This is a genomic window from Providencia sp. PROV268 (genome assembly GCF_028477805.1).
Lineage (GTDB): Bacteria > Pseudomonadota > Gammaproteobacteria > Enterobacterales > Enterobacteriaceae > Providencia > Providencia stuartii.
Map to the genome: position 1 here is coordinate 144,103 of NZ_JAMPLW010000002.1, position 17,482 is coordinate 161,584.

Below are 17,482 nucleotides of genomic sequence, written 5' to 3' on the forward strand. Positions count from 1 at the left end.
TATGCTGAATAGTATCTGTCTTCGGTTTAGGGGCTTAAGCACGTTTACTCGTGTGGTCTCTGCGCTTATCTTTTTTGTGCTCATTGGATGCAGCAGTAAAGATTGGCGTAAAAACGAGGTATTTGCTGTTCCTCTGCAACCTTCATTACAACAAGAAGTAATATTGGCTCGTATGGAACAAATCCTTGCGAGCCGATCTTTAACCGATGACGAATACGCTCAGCTTTTATATGAGCGCGGAGTGTTGTATGATAGTCTCGGTTTGAGGGCGTTAGCGCGCAATGATTTTTCAACGGCGTTAGCGATTCGCCCTGATATTCCTGAAATTTTTAACTTTTTAGGAATATATTTTACGCAGGCTGGCAACTATGATGCCGCCTATGAAGCGTTTGATTCTGTATTAGAGCTTGATCCAACTTACACTTTCGCGCGTATGAACCGCGGCATCGCATTATATTACGGTGGTCGGTACAAACTAGCGCAAGATGATCTGCTGGCGTATTATCAGATAGATCCAAATGATCCTTTTCGCACGCTATGGCTTTATCTCGTTGAGAAAGACATAGACCCGCGAGTGGCGCAAGATAATCTTGCAGCTCGTTATGACCGTGCGGAGAAAGGGCTATGGGGCTGGAATATCGTAGAGTTTTACCTTGGCAAAATCAGTGAAAACACATTGATGGAGCGCTTGAAAGAAACTTCTACGGATAACACTTCGCTCGCTGAGCATCTCAGTGAAACTAACTTCTATTTAGGTAAGCATTACCTAAGTCTGGGGGATAAGGATAGCGCAACTGCGTTATTCAAACTGACGGTGGCTAACAACGCTCATAGCTTTGTTGAACACCGCTATGCATTGTTGGAATTGGCGCTGTTAGGCCAAGAACAAGACGACCTTTTAGAATCGGGCCAGCAATAGCTGACGAACATTTCATCACTATTTTTTGAGTCATCATCCTTCGGGGTGACGGCCTATTTGTTCGTTTAATAACACAATTTGAGCCAGTTCACATTTTAAATGAAAATGACCGAAATGATTTTCGCACGGTTATGTAAACTGGCCGCCATTAAGTATGAGGCACCTTTACATGACCACCGAGACTGATATCTCTTTCGCTGATTTAGGTTTATCAGCGTCTATTTTGACTGCACTAAACGACCTGGGATATGAAAAACCTTCTCCGATCCAAAAACAATGTATTCCATTGTTAATGGACGGTAATGATGTGTTGGGTATGGCACAGACGGGGAGCGGTAAAACCGCAGCCTTTAGTTTGCCGCTACTGCACAACATTGATCCAGATTTAAAAGCTCCGCAAATTCTAGTCCTAGCCCCAACACGTGAGTTGGCGGTTCAGGTTGCTGAAGCGATGGGCGATTTTTCTAAACACATGAGCCGTGTTAACGTGGTGGCCCTATATGGTGGCCAGCGTTACGACGTGCAATTGCGTGCTTTGCGCCAAGGGCCACAAGTTGTTGTAGGAACGCCTGGGCGTCTGCTTGATCATCTGAAACGCGGTACATTAGACCTGTCTAAATTGAAAGGCTTAGTACTGGATGAAGCTGATGAAATGCTGCGTATGGGCTTTATTGAAGATGTTGAAAACATCATGAGCCAAATCCCAGCAGAGCATCAAACAGCGCTGTTTTCAGCGACGATGCCAGAACCAATTCGTCGTATAACACGCCGTTTCATGAAAGAGCCTAAAGAAATTCGTATTCAGGCTAGCATTACAACACGTCCAGATATTGCTCAAAGCTATTGGACTGTTTACGGCATGCGCAAAAATGAGGCTCTGGTTCGTTTCTTAGAAGCCGAAGATTTTGACGCAGCAATTATTTTTGTTCGTACAAAGAATGCAACGCTGGAAGTGGCAGAAGCGCTTGAGCGCAACGGTTATAACAGTGCTGCATTGAACGGTGATATGAACCAAGCGTTACGTGAACAAACGCTAGAACGTTTAAAAGACGGTCGTTTGGATATTTTGATCGCCACTGACGTTGCTGCTCGTGGTCTTGATGTTGACCGTATTAGCTTAGTCGTTAACTATGACATCCCAATGGATGCAGAGTCTTACGTTCACCGTATCGGTCGTACTGGCCGTGCAGGGCGTGCTGGCCGTGCACTCTTGTTCGTAGAGAACCGTGAGCGTCGTTTGCTGCGTAACGTTGAACGCACCATGAAGCTAACGATCCCTGAAGTTGAACTGCCAGATTCACAATTGCTAAGTGAACGTCGTCAGGCGAAATTTGCTGAAAAAATCCAACAGCAATTTGAAAGCAGTGACTTAGACCAATACCGCGCGCTGTTAAAGAAACTGTCACCGTCAGAAGATGTTGATATGGAAACATTGGCCGCCGCGTTGCTAAAAATGGCTCAAGGTGAGCGTGCACTTATTCTGCCACCAGATGCACCGCGTCGCCCACGTCGTGAATTCAATGACCGTGATGATCGCCGTCGTGATCGTAATGGCAATGGCTTTGACCGTGCAGAGCGTGGTGATCGTAGTGGTCGTCGTGAGCGCCGTGATGTTGGCGATATGGAAATGTATCGCATCGAAGTCGGCCGTGATGATGGCGTAGAAGTGCGTCACATTGTAGGGGCGATTGCCAATGAAGCGGATATTAGCAGCCGTTATATTGGTAATATCAAGCTGTTTGGCTCTCACTCAACGATTGAGCTACCAAAAGGCATGCCAACCGAAGTGTTAACTCACTTAAGCCGTGCACGCATTTTGAATAAACCAATGCAAATGCAATTAATTGGTGATGCACAGCCGTTTGAACGTCGTGAGCGTCGTGGTGGTTCACGCCGTGACGGTGGCTTTAATGGTGAGCGTCGCAACGACCGTGAGGGTGGCAATCGTCGTGGTGGCCATCGTGGTAACGGACGTGGTCGTAATGAAGATCACAACTCGGCAGCTCCGCGCCGCCGTAGCACCAGCCATAATGCTTAATTACACACATTTATCGAGTGTTTCTATTTAGGAAGCACGACTTAAATTGTGAAAAAACCGCTTCAAATTAATGGAGCGGTTTTTTTATGTTGTTCTAACACGACAGGTAATAACACTATTTATTATCTAATAATTCTTCCGCTTGCCTTTGTGGTATTGGTAATTCGTCATGGCTGACAATCACTTTTTTCAGTTTATGATTAAACGCCGTAACGGTAATTTCTTCTAATAACCTGACTTCAACGGGGCTTAGTCCACCTTCATTTTTTTCTAAGGCTTGTATAACAATGCGGTGATGAGGGGTTAAAGGAAGGCGAATACTGAGTTTCATTGCATCAATAAGCTGTATTAGGAGGCTTTGGGCGACGTAGAAATCTCCGACAATTAACCGAGAAGATGAGAACTCCCCTTCGGCGGTGTACTCCTCATGGGTCTTTAGGTTTTTTAAAGTCATTGAGTTAGTGCGAAGTTGTAAATAGAAGTCCGCCATGTGTGATCTCCTTATAAGCTCGTTATCCGCCAAGTTGCAGTATGTTGACTTGTCGCCTAGCGACAACGCAAATTATTTAGAGTCAGTATGGCACATTAAATGATCCCCAGCGCTTCTTTTAGTGGTTTTAAGTAACGACGGCTGACAGGAATATGTTCGCCCGACCTTAAAACGAGCTCTGCTTGCCCATTGTCACCAAACAAAATCTCACTTAATTCTGTCATGTTCACCAAATACTGGCGATGGCAACGGACCAAAGGTGTGCGTAACTCTAGCGTTCTCAGTGTCAGTTCGGTGAAGCCCTCTTGACCTTGCGTGCTCATCACATAAACACCACTCATCCGCGAGGTCACATACTGCACTTCGTCCAACTTCATCAGCCAAATACGACTGTGACCAGTACAAGGAATAAATTTGAGTGGTTCATGGTCACTTAGGATCTCAAGATCTTGTTTTTGCTTGCCTTGGCGTAGACGAGTTAGTGTTTTATTTAGCCTTTCACTCTCTAATGGTTTTAATAAGTAATCAAAAGCATGTTCTTCAAAGGCCTGTATGGCAAATTCATTAAATGCAGTTAGAAAGACAATATAAGGCCTATCTTCAGGGTCGAGCATGCGTACCATTTCAAGACCCGTAATACGTGGCATCTGAATATCAAGAAACACGACATCGGGCTTCTTTTTATGGATAACACTGATCGCCTCAATGGCATTGGCACACTCATCCATAATTTCAATATCATCATGCTCTTCCAACAAACAGCGTACATTTTCCCGCGCAAGTGGTTCATCATCAACAATCAATACATTCATAGAAATTTAATCATTTTATTCTGTTAGCCTATAAGGCAGACGTAATTGCACTCGCGTAAACTGTTCAGGTTCATATTCCACGCTAACGCCATATTGTTCGCCATATTTTAGGCGTAGACGCTTATCAACTAGGCTCATGCCTAATCCATCGTTCTGAGCTGTGGGTTGATAAAGACCTGCATTATCTTCTATCTCAATATAAACCTGTTCACAGCGTATATAACTTCTAATTGTAATATATCCAGTGTCTAATAACTGTGAGGTGCCGTGTTTAATTGCATTTTCAACGATCGGTTGTAGGGAAAAGGCAGGTAACTCTACTTGTCTTAATGCTTCAGGGATATCCAGCTCTATCTGTAATTTCTCACAAAAGCGTGCTTTCTCAATTTGTAAGTAAGCATTTACATGCTCTAACTCTTCGCCAAGCGTTGCATTTTGTTCCGGACGCTTAAGGTTATTACGAAAGAAGGTGGAAATATATTGTACTAGCTGACCCGCTTGTTGGCTGTCTCTGCGAATAACGGCTTGTAGCGTATTGAGGACATTAAATAAGAAGTGAGGGTTTACTTGCGCGTGAAGTAGCTTCACTTCGGATTGTAGTAATGATTGTTTATTGCGTTCATATTGCCCAGCAAGGATTTGTGCCGAAAATAGACTCGCAATGCCTTCACCCAATGTACGGTTGATAGAGCTAAATAAACGGTTTTTGGCCTCATACAGTTTAATTGTACCAATAACGCGTTCGTTCTCTCCCCTAAGTGGGATCACCAGTGCAGAGCCGAGCTTACATGTTGGGCTTAACGAACATTTATAGGGGGTTTCATTACCATCGGCATACACCACCTCGTTATTATCAATTGCTCGGCGCGATTGTTCTGAAGCTATGGGGGTTCCGGGGCAATGGTGATCGGCTCCTATCCCAATAAAAGCTAATATTTTTTCTCTATCGGTGATGGCGACCGCACCAATTTCTAGCTCTTGATAGATAATTTTAGCCACTTTCATACTGTTATCGGTATTGAACCCTTTACGTAAAATACCATCTGTGCAGAGGGCTATTTTTAGGGCCTGTGCGGAGAATGCGGTTGTGTATTTTTCTACGATAGCGCGGCGATCGAGTAAAATCCGAATAAACATCGCGGCACCAATCGTGTTGGCAATGACCATCGGGGCGGCAATACTTTTGACCAGTTCCAGTGCTTCGCCGAAAGGGCGGGCAAGTAATAGGATGATCAGCATCTGAATAATTTCGGCCACAAAGGTAACGCAACTGGCGGTGAGAGGATTAAATATTTTATTGATCTGACCGCGTTTCATATAGTAGCGGTGGACTAAGCCACCAATTAGCCCTTCCACGATGGTGGAGACCATACAACTGAAGGCGGTCATGCCGCCGAGTGAGTAACGGTGTAATCCTCCCGTGAAGCCAACAGCAAACCCAACCGCGGGGCCACCAAGTAATCCACCAAGGACAGAGCCAATGGCGCGTGTATTTGCTATTGAGTCGTTAATGTGTAACCCAAAATAGGTTCCCATGATGCAGAAAACCGAGAAAATGAGATAGCACATCACTTTATGGGGTAAGCGAATGGTCACTTTTAATAATGGAATAACAAGGGGGGTTTTACTGAGCGCCCATGCAATGACCAAATAAACGCACATCTGCTGTAGTAGCAGCAGAATGAGATCAAACTCGTACATAAAGGTTTCCAGTTGGTGGCGTCTTAACAGGGCAATTGTAACGTAAGCGGCTGATTTGATAATAGCGATTTGGTCAAAGTTAACTTTTCTTTATTTGACATAAGGGGCAAGTCACTTCAATATTATATATCCCCCTTCTATTTGTGACCTTGCGCACAAATTTATTAACGCTGTATCGGCAATTACTGCGATAATTTTATAGCCATAGTTTCCTCCGTGATTATTTAGGGTTTTACTAATAATGAAAAAAAGAACAATAGCACTGATTTTGTTGATGCTGATTTTGATAGCGGCGGCGGCACTTTTCCATTCTCACAATCAATTTTTGCTATTACAAGGTGAAGTTGATGCACCCGAAGTCATGGTCACATCTAAGGCTAAAGGTCGTGTTATTGAGCGTCATGTTGAGCGTGGGGATGATGTTAAAAAGGGGCAGTTATTATTGACCTTAGAAAGCCCTGAGCTAACAGCGCAATACGCTGCCTTGAAAGCCGCAAGAGATCAAGCAAAGGCACAGTTAGCACAATCGCTCCATGGCACTCGCGAAGAGACGATCCGTCACCTGCAAGCCTCATTGGCACAAGCCAATTCACAATACCAAAATGCGTCTCGTGAATACCAACGCTTAAGTAATTTATCGGCTAAAGGCTATGTTTCAGCCAATGAGCTTGATAATGCGCGTAAAGCGAAAGAAGTTGCTTTTCAGCAAGTTCAAGGGGCAAAAGCGCAGCTTGAAGAAGCTAAGAATGGTGATCGCATTGAATTGCGTCAAAAATATGAGGCGGCGCTGAATGAAGCTGAACAAAAACTCGCGGAGCTTCAAGTCCAATTAGATGATTTACAAGTGAAAGCGCCAGTGGATGGGGAAATCGGTCCAATTCCCGCAGAAGTAGGGGAAATTTTCAATGCGGGCAGCCCGCTTTTGACCATGGTGCGTATACCGCAGTCTTACTTTATCTATAACTTACGTGAAGACATTCTTGTCGATGTGAAAAAAGGCGATAGAGTTCAGCTTGATGTGTCTGCATTAGGCGATAAAAAAATCGAAGCTGAGGTGCGTTATATTGCGCCAAAAGGGGATTACGCAACAAAAAGGGCAACACGTGCAACAGGGGATTTTGACTTGAAAACCTTTGAGGTTCGTTTGTATCCAGTAGAGCCTGTTGACGGCTTAAGGCCTGGAATGAGCGTGCTATGGCGCTGGGATAAATAAAAGGCGCGAGTATGAGATTAAAATTCGCTTGGCATGGTTTTGAGCATGCATTCAGTCGAGAAACACAAGCCGCTATTCGTAGTCCGGTTTTTCACTGGTTAAGCTGGTTGTTTCCATTAATGTTATTCACGTTAGTTAGTGCTAACTTCTCAGAAGGAACGTTGATGGATTTGCCTGTTTCGGTGGTGGATAATGACAGAAGCCCCGTTTCCCGACAAATTATCCGGGATCTCAATGCTGGACCCCATGCTGACGTTAAAGCGATTGATAATAATCTTAATACATCGTTAAAACGATTAGCCAGTGCACAGGATTATGCGCTGCTGTACGTGCCGACTAATTTTGAGGCCGATGCATTACGGGGGCGTCAACCTGAGCTACGCATGTACTATAACGCGCTGTTTTATGCGTCAGGGAGCTATGCAATCCAAGACTTTAGTGGGCTGGTGGCTGAGCTAAATGCCAAATATCGAACGCAGTTGGCAGGTTCGATGGGGAAAGCATTACCACCGCTCGCTCAAGTGACCCTCTCTTATGACAGTTTATTTAACCCTAGTGGTAGTTATATTTATTATCAGCAATTTGCGGCTACCATTCATATGCTACAACTGTTTGTGGTGACCTGTACGATTTACACATTATCACGTAGTTCTATCTTACAAAGCGTGAAGCCTTTCGGTATGGCGGTCTTAGGGAAAATGGCTCCTTATACGCTATTTTTTACGACACTGTTAGTGGTTGAACTTGCGGCTTTGGTCAGTATTTTTGATGCTAAGGTTGTGGGGAATCCCCTCTATATGATAATGGTGGGCTTTTTCTATGTAATAGCGGCACAAAGTATTGGGCTACTGCTATTTAGCTTTACTTCAAGTGCGATTATGGCTTACAGCTTGATAGGGATGCTAGTGAGTATTGCACTCGCTTTCTCCGGTATGGCTGTACCGGAATTATCCATGATTTTACCTGCGCAGATTATTTCCAATATCGAGCCATTAACTCATACACTCAATGCGATGTTTGATATTTTCCTACGTGAGATCTCATTTAAACGTATTGTGGAAGTGTGTCTATTTTTGCTGATTTATCCAATAGTGACGGCATTTTTGATCCGTAAGCGCTTGCCGAAACGTATTGCGGCACAAGGAGGGGAGCTGTAATGCAAATGTATTTTGCGACTTTCCGTAAGGTGCTGATTGGCATGTTAGATAAGCCAATGTGGTTATTATTGATCGTTTCACTGTGTGTGATGAGTTTGGTGTATGCGAAACCCGTCTTGTGGGATCTGCCTGTTGCAGTCATCGATCAGGATCATAGTGTGGCAAGTCGGGCACTTATCCGCGATTTGGATGCGGCGCCTAAAGTTAAATTACACAGCTATGACAATTTGGAACAAGCTCGTAAGGATATGATTAATCGGCAGCTTTTTGCCATTATTATTATCCCGACAGACTTTGAAAAATTCCTGCTAAATGGGAAAAATATCACTATCCCCGTTTATGGTGATGCGACAAACCGTTTAGCAAGTGGTCAGATCCAGCAAGAGCTAATGAGTGCGTATCAAACGTTATTAAATAGCTATAACACCCAATTACTCATCAACTCAGGATTTAGTCAAGAGCAAGCGAACGTCATTATTACGCCAATACGTAGTTTAACAGAGCCGTTATATAACCCGGGTGTAAGCTTTGCCGCGATTGTGTTTCCTGGGTTGTTAGTGATGTTGCTACAACACTCCTTGCTGATTGCTTGTGTTCGCGTGAGTATTGCTATCCGCGGTACACCGAAAGGTAAACCACCATTAGCGGTGTATTTGGGGGCGCTATCGGCCTTGATCCCGATCTGGCTATTTTTATCGACCGTCTTTTTTGCATTATGGCCGTGGATCTTAGGCTATCGTCAAGAGGCGCCATTGTATCAATTGTGGATGCTCACTTTTCCCTTCTTGCTTGCCGTAATTGGGTTAGGGAAGTTGGTCACTGAGTGTTTGCGTAGTGTCGAGATGATTTATCTGACATTAGCGTTTATTACAACACCTGTCTTTTACATGTCCGGTACGATATGGCCCTTACAAGCCATGCCTGAATGGGTACGAATGATTGCTTCGGCTTTACCATCAACATGGGCAACGAGTGCCATGGCGGGTATCAATCAAATGGGGCTACCTTTTAGTGGCGTCTTGATGGATATTGTGATGATGTTAGTGCTCGGTGTGATTTATACTGTAATTGGTGTCTTAATTGGCATGTTGCGTGATGGTGAATTACGTCAGATTTCTCATATTATTCATCGTTGGCGTAAACAACATCATAATTAATATTATTCTTCTGGCGTGTTTGATTGTCAGAAAATAAAAAACGATTGCAGTTGGTGGTAGCCAGCTGCAACACCACTAATCATTTTGCTCTCAATATTATTATCTTTATCTGTTTGGTATTCTTACTTAAATATAAGTGTTTTTAACATTAGATAAGAAAAATCCATTATTGGTTTATTCGTGACAGGATTGTCATCATCAATTAATCGTTTAGACCTCATGCAGTTATTCTATTATTAATAAAGCGACTTATTTGATACTACTACTCTATCATGCTCAGTAAAAAATGAATCATTAGATCATAGTCTCTAGATAAAAGTAAAATGCACTGAATTATTTATAATCTCTTTATTTTTGAAAAAGGTTAAGCTACATTTATTCCTTTTTCACGGAAATATAATTTCATGGATTTTACAGCTATACTTTCTGCTCTACTCTCCTTTATTAGTTATTTTGCAATTGGTGCTGTTATGGTACTTGCATTCCTCTTTATTTATACACGTATATCGCGTCATAATGAATGGGTATTAATTAAACAGAATAATACCGCCGCTGGCCTTGCATTTATTGGTGCGATGCTAGGTTATATCACTCCGTTATCGAGTGCGATTTCTCATTCTATTAGTATTCTTGACTGTATAATATGGGGTGTTATTGCATTATTAGTTCAATTGCTTGTTCTTGGCGCAACAAAAATCTATATGCCAAAAATCAGTGAAAAAATAGAGCAAAATAATATATCCGCAGGCCTCTTTTTAGGTGGAACATCACTTGGATTTGGTATTTTGAATGCAGTAAGCATGAGCTATTAATGAATAATGATGTTCTATGAAAAATAAAAATAAAATCAAAAGAAAACAGCGTAAGTATAATAAGGCTCAAGAGGGGCCTGAATTAAAGCGTATTGGCCTTGATGTAAAAGATGAACCACGCAAAGGCGCTAATATACTTACGTTGGCAATTATGGGAGGAGCCGTTTTTTTGGGGTTACGCAGTTGCAGTGACGAATCACCAACACCCAAAATAACGATTTTCAAGGGGCTTAATGATTGTGAGCTTGCAGGTTATACCAACTCTTTTTGTAAACAAAAACAAGAAGAAGCACAACAAGAATTGAATAGAAGCATGGCGATTTACAATCGATTAGTTGATTGTGAATATCATTATGGGAAAGATAACTGTGTTTTAGTTCATCGTGCCCTTAATATAAGAGAATATCAGCAATGCTTATTACAATCAAAGCCAGAATATTGCGATAGCATACAGCGTGATGTTTATGGCCCCAAATTGGCTGGTTTTGCGCTTAATGAATTTCCGCAGCCAGCAAGTAGTAGTCATACAACCAGCTCTTACTCAGGCTCTCATTACTATTTTTCACGAGTTCGTCCATTTTATCGCGCTAAAAATGAACCGAATATTTATCATGAGCTAGGTTCATCCGATAAATGGGTTGCTGATGGTTCGAATAGGCTAAAGCCTGCGAAATATAGTAATAATTCGACTAAAACAACATCAAGAGGGGGCTTTGGGCATAAATCGGGGAGTAGAGGTGGTTAATTATGTTACGAATACCTGTAAAGCCACGCGAAGATTTAGTGCGAATTACGCAAGATTATGGTTTTGACTTCCATATTATCGACAATGAAATTTATTGGGATGAATCGCATGCTTATTGTTTTACATTAGCGCAAATTGAATCTGGCATCGAAGACCCAACCGAAGAGTTGCACCAAATGTGCTTAGAAGTAGTCAATTCTGCTATCAATGATGAACGTATTTTAGAAGCATTAGCCATACCTGAATTATATTGGGATGCGATTGCAAATAGTTGGCGAAATAATAAATCATCACTGTATGGGCGAATGGATTTTTCATGGAATGGATATCAGCCTGCAAAGTTGCTGGAATATAATGCAGATACCCCGACATCACTTTATGAATCGGCATTTTTTCAATGGCAATGGTTATCTGACATGACAGATAGAGGTATGCTTCCTGCAAATGCCGATCAATTTAATTCGATACAGGAAAAGCTTATCCAGCGTTTTTTATTGTGGCGCAATGAGCACCCTTTTTATTTTTGTTGCTGTGAAGGCTCCATTGAAGATAGAGGAACTGTTTTATATTTGGAAGATTGTGCGCGTCAAGCAGGGCTACAGACACAATTTATTTATGTGGAGGACATCGGATTAGGCTTAGGTGGTGTTTTTACGGATTTACAAGATCAAATTATTCACCAAGGCTTTAAATTATATCCATATGAATGGATGTTCCAAGATGATTATGGTCCAGTACTACGTAGTGAACGAACAGAATGGGTAGAACCTTTATGGAAATCCATTTTAAGTAATAAAGGACTATTACCGTTATTATGGCGTTTTTTTCCTAATCACCCTAACTTACTTCCTGCCTATTTTGCGGATGAGCAGAGCGATATTGTGGGAAAATTAAAACAGGATATGGGGAAAGCGTGGCAAGGGTTTACGACAAAGCCATTATTTTCACGGGAAGGCGCTAATGTTTCATTATTTTTTAATAATGAGCAAGAAGTGATCACGCAAGAATTAGGGATGTATGCTCATGAGCCTAGAATTTATCAGGCGAGTGCTTTTTTGCCTAAATTCGGTAATGACTACACTTTAATTGGGAGCTGGGTGGTGGGGGATGCCCCAGCAGGGATCGGTATACGTGAAGATAACTCTTTAATCACAAAAGATACTTCTAGGTTTGTTCCTCACTATATTATGAATGAGTGAGTGTGAGGTAATGCTGTGAACCGTGCAATTTATTCATTTTTCAAAAATAAAATCAATGAGATGCTTTAGAATGAATACACAGCGGGAAGCTGGTGTTTGCTCCCGCTTTTTATCCAATGGCGCTGATTGATATTGCGGCTAAGGCAGCATTTCTAATCCTGCCACTTGCCTCCAATAACCATTACAACTCTTGTCATTGATGACCAGTGGCGCTTCTCCGGTTTGATTCGCTTTAAATTGCGCCAATATGTCTAGAGACTCAATGTTCTCCGGCGAAATACGTACAATATCAACCAAATCAATCATAGATGTTTGCTCATTACCTAGGTTGTAGCAATAGCCACTTTGTGTCTGTAACCCGTTGAGAGTAAACACTTGCTGTTGTTCTTGAGAGAACACCTTTCGCCCCTGAGGATAGTGAATGCAGCAAGTTTCACAATCATCTTTGGCACGATTTTCTGAACGGGCAGTAAAACAGCGAGCAGAGTAGGCCAGCGGTAAATGACCATAACTCATCACTTCTACTTCAAATTTGCCACGTATCCCCAATTCATCGCATTGATTGAGTAAATTGATCAACCAGTCACGAGAAAGCTCTACAGGCATACACCAACGCTGCATGCCTTGGCGTAATAATATATTGAGGGTCTGTGCGTTATAACAATTCAAACCATGACCAGCAATAAAAGGAAGATGGCGCTCAGTGAGCATATTGACGACACCAAAGTCATGGGCTTCAACCAAAAAATCGCCATTATCAACGAGTTTACTTATTTCTTTAAGTTCGGAAGGTGCCTGCAATAGCGCTAATGTACTTAAGATAATCTGCTTGCCACTTAGCGCTAGCGTTTTTGCTAATTCAATCCAATCAGCCGGTTTCATTTCACGGCGCTTGCTACAAACCGTCTCACCAAGATAAATAATATCGGCTTCACTTTGTGCTGCTTGCTGATAAAAATCATATAGCTCTTGTTTAGGCCAGTAATAAAGAACTGACCCTAATGCATACTTCATCATCTATTCCTTATTATTGCCATTTACGATGATAAGCGCCTAATGTGGTTTGGCTGCCTTCAGAAAGCCCACCCAGTACTTTTATCCATTGTGGATCTGCAATAAATTGCTCTGGGTTTGCATGATATGTATCGATAGCTTTTCGCCAGATGCGTGTCACTTCGGTGACGTAAGCAGGGCTGCGCTGGCGGCCTTCAATTTTGACCGAGGCGATATTCGCCGCCATTAGGTCTGGTAGTAATTCGATGGTATTGAGGCTAGTTGGCTCTTCGAGTACATGATATCGATGGTCATCCACCAAATAACGCCCTTTACAGAGAGTGGGGTAACCTGCATTTTCATGACTTTGGTAGCGATCAATAAGCACTTCATTTAAACGTGACTCCATGCCATGAGGCGTTTGTTGCCAACGAACGAAACGCGCGGGCGAGCATGCCCCAACAGTATTGGGGGATTCACCCGTTAAATAGGAAGAGAGATAGCAGCGTCCTTCCGCCATAATACATAGGCTACCAAAAGCAAAGACTTCTAAGGGGACAGGGCTACTTTTAGCGAGTTGTTTGACTTGATGAATAGATAGAACCCGAGGCAGTACAATCCGATGAACATTAAAATTGCGGGCATAAAAGCGAATCGCTTCGGTGTTGGTTGCTGAAGCTTGAACGGAGACATGACGTTCAATATGAGGGTATCGGTGTGCAGCATACTCAAGCATCGCGAGATCGGCAAGGATCAGGGCATCAGCCCCTAGCGAAGCCGCAAGATCGACCGAATCTTTCCAACGTTGAAAGCCATCTGGGTGAGCAAATGTATTGATAGCAATATGAAGTTTACGCTGATGTTGATGTATGTAGCGCTCTGCTTCTTGCAATTTTTTTTCAGTAAAGTTGAGTCCAGCAAAATGGCGTGCGTTAGTATCATTTTTCAAGCCAATATAAACCGCATCGGCACCGTTATCGACAGCGGCTTTAAGGGCCGGTAAGTTGCCTGCTGGGCAGAGTAATTCCATGGTATCTGTTCCAGTTTAAATTTTCGACAACTTAGCATTCTAGTCAACTCATGCGATGTAAATTTTGATTTAAGGCATTGAATTGGCTGTTGGCTATCTGTTTTTGTGGCTTATGAGGTCATGACTCCATGAGCTTTTTGGCATAATAAAAAATAAATGCTGGCGAGAAGTGTAAACCTTGATATAGGATCAAGTGAGTACTTATTTTCTCTGGCATGATAGGACTATTCTATTATTGAGTATGTCGATATAAATGCCTGTTCTAATACTGATTTGCTACCGAGAGGCCGTAGCTGATGCTGGGGTGTGTATTTAACGGGCAGGCAATTGATACGGGAGTCAGTGCTGTGTTAGCTAAAATTCGTTCTCAACTTATTTCAAAAGGGCCTTCATTATTGAAGTTACCTTTAAAAGTGACCCCATTTGCAGTGCAGCGTCAAGTACTTGAGCAGTTACTGAGCTGGCAGTTTCGTGAATCGGTCAAAGAAGGGGAATTGGATTTTCTCGAAGGTAAATGGCTGAAAGTTGAAGTCAGTGACCTTGATTTAGTCTGGTTCATTAGTTTGCAAAATGGCATGTTAATTGTGCGTAATCAAGAGCAAGCCGATGTCAGTGTCTGTGCTACAGCCAATGACCTGATCCTTATCGCGGCGCGTAAAGAAGATCCTGATACGCTGTTTTTTCAGCGCCGTTTGGTCATTGAAGGTGACACCGAATTAGGGCTGTATGTAAAAAACCTTATGGATGCTTTTGAGCTAGACAATATGCCGACACCCCTGCGTTTTGCATTACTACAATTGGCCGACTTGATTAAAACGACTCAACAAAATGAGGACACAGAGCATAAAGGCTCCGTGGTTGCCTCATGCTAATTCGTGTTGAAATTCCTGTCGATGCTATGGGGATCGATAAGTTACTGCGTGACACTTTCCCGACGGAAGCAGAAGCCGATCTGGTACAAAAGCTACGAGAAGACGGCTTATTGACTCTGGGTGTTGTTGCCACGAATGACAACGGCGAAGTGATCGGTTATGTCGGCTTTACACCTGTCGATGTCAACAATGAAGACGTTCAATGGGTTGGCCTTGCACCGCTTGCAGTGAGTAAAGCGCACCAAAAACAAGGCATTGGTGGGCAACTTATTTATGAAGGGCTAGATAGTCTTAATGAGTTTGGCTATGGTGCGGTTGTGGTATTAGGAGATAGCAACTATTACCGCCGTTTTGGCTTTGAACCTGCCTCAAAATATGAAGTTTTCAGCCAGTGGCCTGAATTGCAAGAGCATTTTCTGATTTGCGGGCTAGAAAATGGCAGCTTGAGTGATCACAAAGGGCAGGTGACTTACTCTTCACACTTTGATGTATTCTGATGCATTAAGTAATCAAAGATATTAATGGGCTGGTCAATAACCAGCCTTTCTTTGGCGGCTTTACTCAGTTGTTTTATCTGATATTCCAATCTTGATGCGGTAGCGCGATCCCCGGCTAAACAATCAAATACTAGCGTGAGCGGCATTTTCCCCTTCAACGCTTTTGCGCCTTTTCCCTCTTTATGTTGGGTAAAGCGGCGCGAGACATCTGTGGTGATCCCACAATATAACCTGTTATTTTTCTCTCTAATTAGGTAAATGTACCAGTTTTTCTGCGTAGACATTTTATTTTGTTGCCCTATTTTTGACTTTCTGTGCTGAAATTTAAGGGGAAATAATTCATAAATAGACTAAAAATCTCGCGAACAAGGATAGCCATAACTTATTAAATTATAAATAAAAAATGACACATTAAAGTCATAAATTTGTAACCTAAAGCGTGGTTTTGATTCAAAATATTTGAACTATAACAGCAAAATTAGCTAATTTTCATCGTAACTAAAAGAGCATAATATGATCCATATCACAGGGGGAGAACAAAAATCCCTGATAAAAATGAATATACAATGAGGAAAACATTATGAAAAAATCAACATTAGTCGCTGCAACTTTGGCTTTAAGTGCTATTTCATTTGGTTCAATGGCTGCTGAAGAAGTTCAACATTCTAGCCAACCAGCTGCGGGTTATGTTTCTGTATCAGGTGCTGTTAGTGTTAATGACCTGACTGAAAAGTTAGCCAAAAAAGCTGATGAAGCTGGTGCAACTTCATTCCGTGTTATCTCAGCTGGCGGTGAAAACTCAATGAATGGTGTTGCTGCAATCTATAAATAATTTATAGTACCTAGCAAATGTAATACCAAACGTTCAGAACAGCTTAAGCACGCTCAGCGATAGGATGTACATATTCAAAGAGCGTGTTCTGAACGGTCAATATGGGCTTTTGCTATGAATGATGAACACGCCTTACAACATATCCAACGTTACTTTTCTCGCCAACACGTCTTTTCTCTATTTACTTGCCACGGCAATGATATCTGGCCTGCCAGTTGTTATTATGCATTTGATGCTAAGTCGATGAGTTTATTCTTTATGACCGATCCTGCTTCACGCCATGGTCAACTGATGACTGAAAATCCTCACGTCGCAGGGACTGTCTCTGCCCAAACGAAAGTGGTTAGCCAAATCCAAGGGCTACAATTTATTGGGCAAGTGATAGCGCTGGATGGAAGCTTACGACAGCAAGCCCATCAATTTTATTGTCGTCGCTTCCCTGTGGCATTGACGGCAAAACTGCCTGTATGGCGTTTGCAGTTACAAGAAGTCAAAATGGTCAATAATAAATTGGGTTTTGGCAGCAAGCTCTATTGGTCTAGAAATCGCTAGCGTAATTTATGGATCACTTGATTACTGCTTCCTCGCCAAAGTAACGCGGGGTCATGCAGCGCTTTTACAAATTTCCCATCAACCAGTACATTGATCAAACTCACCACCTTATGTTGCTCGGCGGTCAGTTCGGCAAATTGATAGCCTGTCCATAGCCAAATGTCTTTATCTGGACAAACGGTTTTTACACGTTTAACCAACTGAAAGATCGCTGATAAGTTAGCGGGATGTAGTGGATCCCCGCCGGAAAGGGATAAACCTTGCCGACGGATACGGGTATCTTGTAAGTCTTGAATGATCCTATCTTCCATTTCCTGAGTGAATGGAATACCCGAATCGAGGCGCCATGTGCTTTGGTTATAACATCCTCGGCACTGATGAACACATCCTGAGACGAACAGTGTGCAACGCGTGCCCGGACCATTCACGACATCAACAGGGTAATATTGATGATAATTCATAC

At 42.5% G+C, this 17,482-nt stretch carries 19 protein-coding genes; 12 read left to right on the top strand and 7 right to left on the bottom strand.

Annotation, left to right across the window (positions count from 1 at the left end):
- Position 1: 1 nt before the first annotated feature.
- Both nlpI and PR699_RS02625 read left to right on the top strand, forming a co-directional pair.
- A complete protein-coding gene (gene nlpI, locus PR699_RS02620) occupies positions 2-919 on the top strand; it encodes a lipoprotein NlpI (protein ID WP_004915819.1) in 918 nt (305 codons plus the stop codon).
- Positions 920-1,088: 169 nt separating this feature from the next.
- The gene (locus PR699_RS02625) at positions 1,089-2,957 is read left to right on the top strand and encodes a DEAD/DEAH family ATP-dependent RNA helicase (RefSeq protein ID WP_004915822.1); all 1,869 of its coding nucleotides are present in this window, start codon (positions 1,089-1,091) and stop codon (positions 2,955-2,957) included.
- A 115-nt stretch (positions 2,958-3,072) separates the two neighbouring features.
- Here PR699_RS02625 and PR699_RS02630 read toward each other — a convergent pair whose 3' ends face one another.
- From PR699_RS02630 to PR699_RS02640, 3 genes are all read right to left on the bottom strand, one after another.
- Positions 3,073-3,447 carry a YjaA family stress response protein gene (locus tag PR699_RS02630; RefSeq protein WP_014657330.1) on the bottom strand — a complete coding sequence of 125 codons (375 nt, stop codon included), beginning with the start codon at positions 3,445-3,447 and terminating at the stop codon, positions 3,073-3,075.
- A gap of 95 nt (positions 3,448-3,542) precedes the next feature.
- A complete protein-coding gene (gene btsR / locus PR699_RS02635) occupies positions 3,543-4,259 on the bottom strand; it encodes a two-component system response regulator BtsR (protein WP_014657331.1) in 717 nt (238 codons plus the stop codon).
- A 15-nt stretch (positions 4,260-4,274) separates the two neighbouring features.
- On the bottom strand, positions 4,275-5,960 hold the full coding sequence (locus PR699_RS02640; RefSeq protein WP_004915834.1) for a sensor histidine kinase: 1,686 nt from the start codon (positions 5,958-5,960) through the stop codon (positions 4,275-4,277).
- A gap of 241 nt (positions 5,961-6,201) precedes the next feature.
- Here PR699_RS02640 and PR699_RS02645 point away from each other — a divergent pair, with 241 nt between their 5' ends.
- The 6 genes from PR699_RS02645 to PR699_RS02670 all read left to right on the top strand — a co-directional run bounded on the left by PR699_RS02645 (position 6,202) and on the right by PR699_RS02670 (position 12,243).
- Positions 6,202-7,173 (top strand): HlyD family secretion protein, encoded by a 972-nt coding sequence (locus tag PR699_RS02645; protein WP_014657332.1) that lies wholly within the window; start codon positions 6,202-6,204, stop codon positions 7,171-7,173.
- An 11-nt stretch (positions 7,174-7,184) separates the two neighbouring features.
- Complete coding sequence (locus PR699_RS02650; RefSeq protein WP_004915838.1) at positions 7,185-8,330, top strand: ABC transporter permease; 1,146 nt, start codon at positions 7,185-7,187, stop codon at positions 8,328-8,330.
- The gene (locus tag PR699_RS02655) at positions 8,330-9,487 is read left to right on the top strand and encodes an ABC transporter permease (RefSeq protein WP_004915840.1); all 1,158 of its coding nucleotides are present in this window, start codon (positions 8,330-8,332) and stop codon (positions 9,485-9,487) included. The genes PR699_RS02650 and PR699_RS02655 overlap by 1 nt, the downstream gene beginning before the upstream one ends.
- 404 nt (positions 9,488-9,891) lie before the next feature.
- The gene (locus PR699_RS02660; protein WP_004915844.1) at positions 9,892-10,299 is read left to right on the top strand and encodes a DUF350 domain-containing protein; all 408 of its coding nucleotides are present in this window, start codon (positions 9,892-9,894) and stop codon (positions 10,297-10,299) included.
- A 16-nt stretch (positions 10,300-10,315) separates the two neighbouring features.
- The gene (locus PR699_RS02665) at positions 10,316-11,044 is read left to right on the top strand and encodes a DUF1190 domain-containing protein (protein WP_004915846.1); all 729 of its coding nucleotides are present in this window, start codon (positions 10,316-10,318) and stop codon (positions 11,042-11,044) included.
- Positions 11,045-11,046: 2 nt separating this feature from the next.
- Positions 11,047-12,243, top strand: coding sequence for a glutathionylspermidine synthase family protein (locus PR699_RS02670; RefSeq protein ID WP_004915847.1), 1,197 nt, complete (start codon positions 11,047-11,049; stop codon positions 12,241-12,243).
- A 138-nt stretch (positions 12,244-12,381) separates the two neighbouring features.
- Here PR699_RS02670 and PR699_RS02675 read toward each other — a convergent pair whose 3' ends face one another.
- Both PR699_RS02675 and PR699_RS02680 read right to left on the bottom strand, forming a co-directional pair.
- The gene (locus PR699_RS02675; RefSeq protein WP_014657333.1) at positions 12,382-13,257 is read right to left on the bottom strand and encodes a U32 family peptidase; all 876 of its coding nucleotides are present in this window, start codon (positions 13,255-13,257) and stop codon (positions 12,382-12,384) included.
- Between the two features lie 13 nt (positions 13,258-13,270).
- Positions 13,271-14,266 (bottom strand): peptidase U32 family protein, encoded by a 996-nt coding sequence (locus PR699_RS02680; RefSeq protein WP_004915849.1) that lies wholly within the window; start codon positions 14,264-14,266, stop codon positions 13,271-13,273.
- A 347-nt stretch (positions 14,267-14,613) separates the two neighbouring features.
- Here PR699_RS02680 and PR699_RS02685 point away from each other — a divergent pair, with 347 nt between their 5' ends.
- Positions 14,614-15,138, top strand: coding sequence for an SCP2 domain-containing protein (locus PR699_RS02685; protein ID WP_014657334.1), 525 nt, complete (start codon positions 14,614-14,616; stop codon positions 15,136-15,138).
- Positions 15,132-15,635, top strand: a complete 504-nt coding sequence (locus PR699_RS02690) for a GNAT family N-acetyltransferase (protein ID WP_014657335.1) — start codon at positions 15,132-15,134, stop codon at positions 15,633-15,635. The genes PR699_RS02685 and PR699_RS02690 overlap by 7 nt, the downstream gene beginning before the upstream one ends.
- Here PR699_RS02690 and PR699_RS02695 read toward each other — a convergent pair.
- Complete coding sequence (locus PR699_RS02695) at positions 15,608-15,919, bottom strand: GIY-YIG nuclease family protein (RefSeq protein ID WP_014657336.1); 312 nt, start codon at positions 15,917-15,919, stop codon at positions 15,608-15,610. The two genes, PR699_RS02690 and PR699_RS02695, sit on opposite strands and share 28 nt — an antisense overlap.
- A gap of 296 nt (positions 15,920-16,215) precedes the next feature.
- Between PR699_RS02695 and PR699_RS02700 the strand changes: the two genes are divergently transcribed.
- Positions 16,216-16,467 carry a DUF1471 domain-containing protein gene (locus PR699_RS02700; RefSeq protein WP_004915853.1) on the top strand — a complete coding sequence of 84 codons (252 nt, stop codon included), beginning with the start codon at positions 16,216-16,218 and terminating at the stop codon, positions 16,465-16,467.
- A 114-nt stretch (positions 16,468-16,581) separates the two neighbouring features.
- Complete coding sequence (locus tag PR699_RS02705) at positions 16,582-17,019, top strand: YhbP family protein (protein WP_014657337.1); 438 nt, start codon at positions 16,582-16,584, stop codon at positions 17,017-17,019.
- Here the strand turns inward: PR699_RS02705 and nrdG are convergent.
- Positions 17,016-17,480, bottom strand: coding sequence for an anaerobic ribonucleoside-triphosphate reductase-activating protein (nrdG, locus tag PR699_RS02710; RefSeq protein WP_014657338.1), 465 nt, complete (start codon positions 17,478-17,480; stop codon positions 17,016-17,018). The genes PR699_RS02705 and nrdG overlap by 4 nt on opposite strands.
- Positions 17,481-17,482 lie beyond the last annotated feature (2 nt).

Excerpts from the sequence above, each read along its gene's own strand:
- nlpI (WP_004915819.1), top strand. The coding sequence starts at position 2 with ATGCTGAATAGTATCTGTCTTCGGTTTAGGGGCTTAAGCACGTTTACT.
- PR699_RS02625 (WP_004915822.1), top strand. The coding sequence starts at position 1,089 with ATGACCACCGAGACTGATATCTCTTTCGCTGATTTAGGTTTATCAGCG.
- PR699_RS02630 (WP_014657330.1), bottom strand. The coding sequence starts at position 3,447 with ATGGCGGACTTCTATTTACAACTTCGCACTAACTCAATGACTTTAAAA.
- btsR (WP_014657331.1), bottom strand. The coding sequence starts at position 4,259 with ATGAATGTATTGATTGTTGATGATGAACCACTTGCGCGGGAAAATGTA.
- PR699_RS02640 (WP_004915834.1), bottom strand. The coding sequence starts at position 5,960 with ATGTACGAGTTTGATCTCATTCTGCTGCTACTACAGCAGATGTGCGTT.
- PR699_RS02645 (WP_014657332.1), top strand. The coding sequence starts at position 6,202 with ATGAAAAAAAGAACAATAGCACTGATTTTGTTGATGCTGATTTTGATA.
- PR699_RS02650 (WP_004915838.1), top strand. The coding sequence starts at position 7,185 with ATGAGATTAAAATTCGCTTGGCATGGTTTTGAGCATGCATTCAGTCGA.
- PR699_RS02655 (WP_004915840.1), top strand. The coding sequence starts at position 8,330 with ATGCAAATGTATTTTGCGACTTTCCGTAAGGTGCTGATTGGCATGTTA.
- PR699_RS02660 (WP_004915844.1), top strand. The coding sequence starts at position 9,892 with ATGGATTTTACAGCTATACTTTCTGCTCTACTCTCCTTTATTAGTTAT.
- PR699_RS02665 (WP_004915846.1), top strand. The coding sequence starts at position 10,316 with ATGAAAAATAAAAATAAAATCAAAAGAAAACAGCGTAAGTATAATAAG.
- PR699_RS02670 (WP_004915847.1), top strand. The coding sequence starts at position 11,047 with ATGTTACGAATACCTGTAAAGCCACGCGAAGATTTAGTGCGAATTACG.
- PR699_RS02675 (WP_014657333.1), bottom strand. The coding sequence starts at position 13,257 with ATGAAGTATGCATTAGGGTCAGTTCTTTATTACTGGCCTAAACAAGAG.
- PR699_RS02680 (WP_004915849.1), bottom strand. The coding sequence starts at position 14,266 with ATGGAATTACTCTGCCCAGCAGGCAACTTACCGGCCCTTAAAGCCGCT.
- PR699_RS02690 (WP_014657335.1), top strand. The coding sequence starts at position 15,132 with ATGCTAATTCGTGTTGAAATTCCTGTCGATGCTATGGGGATCGATAAG.
- PR699_RS02695 (WP_014657336.1), bottom strand. The coding sequence starts at position 15,919 with ATGTCTACGCAGAAAAACTGGTACATTTACCTAATTAGAGAGAAAAAT.
- PR699_RS02700 (WP_004915853.1), top strand. The coding sequence starts at position 16,216 with ATGAAAAAATCAACATTAGTCGCTGCAACTTTGGCTTTAAGTGCTATT.
- PR699_RS02705 (WP_014657337.1), top strand. The coding sequence starts at position 16,582 with ATGAATGATGAACACGCCTTACAACATATCCAACGTTACTTTTCTCGC.
- nrdG (WP_014657338.1), bottom strand. The coding sequence starts at position 17,480 with ATGAATTATCATCAATATTACCCTGTTGATGTCGTGAATGGTCCGGGC.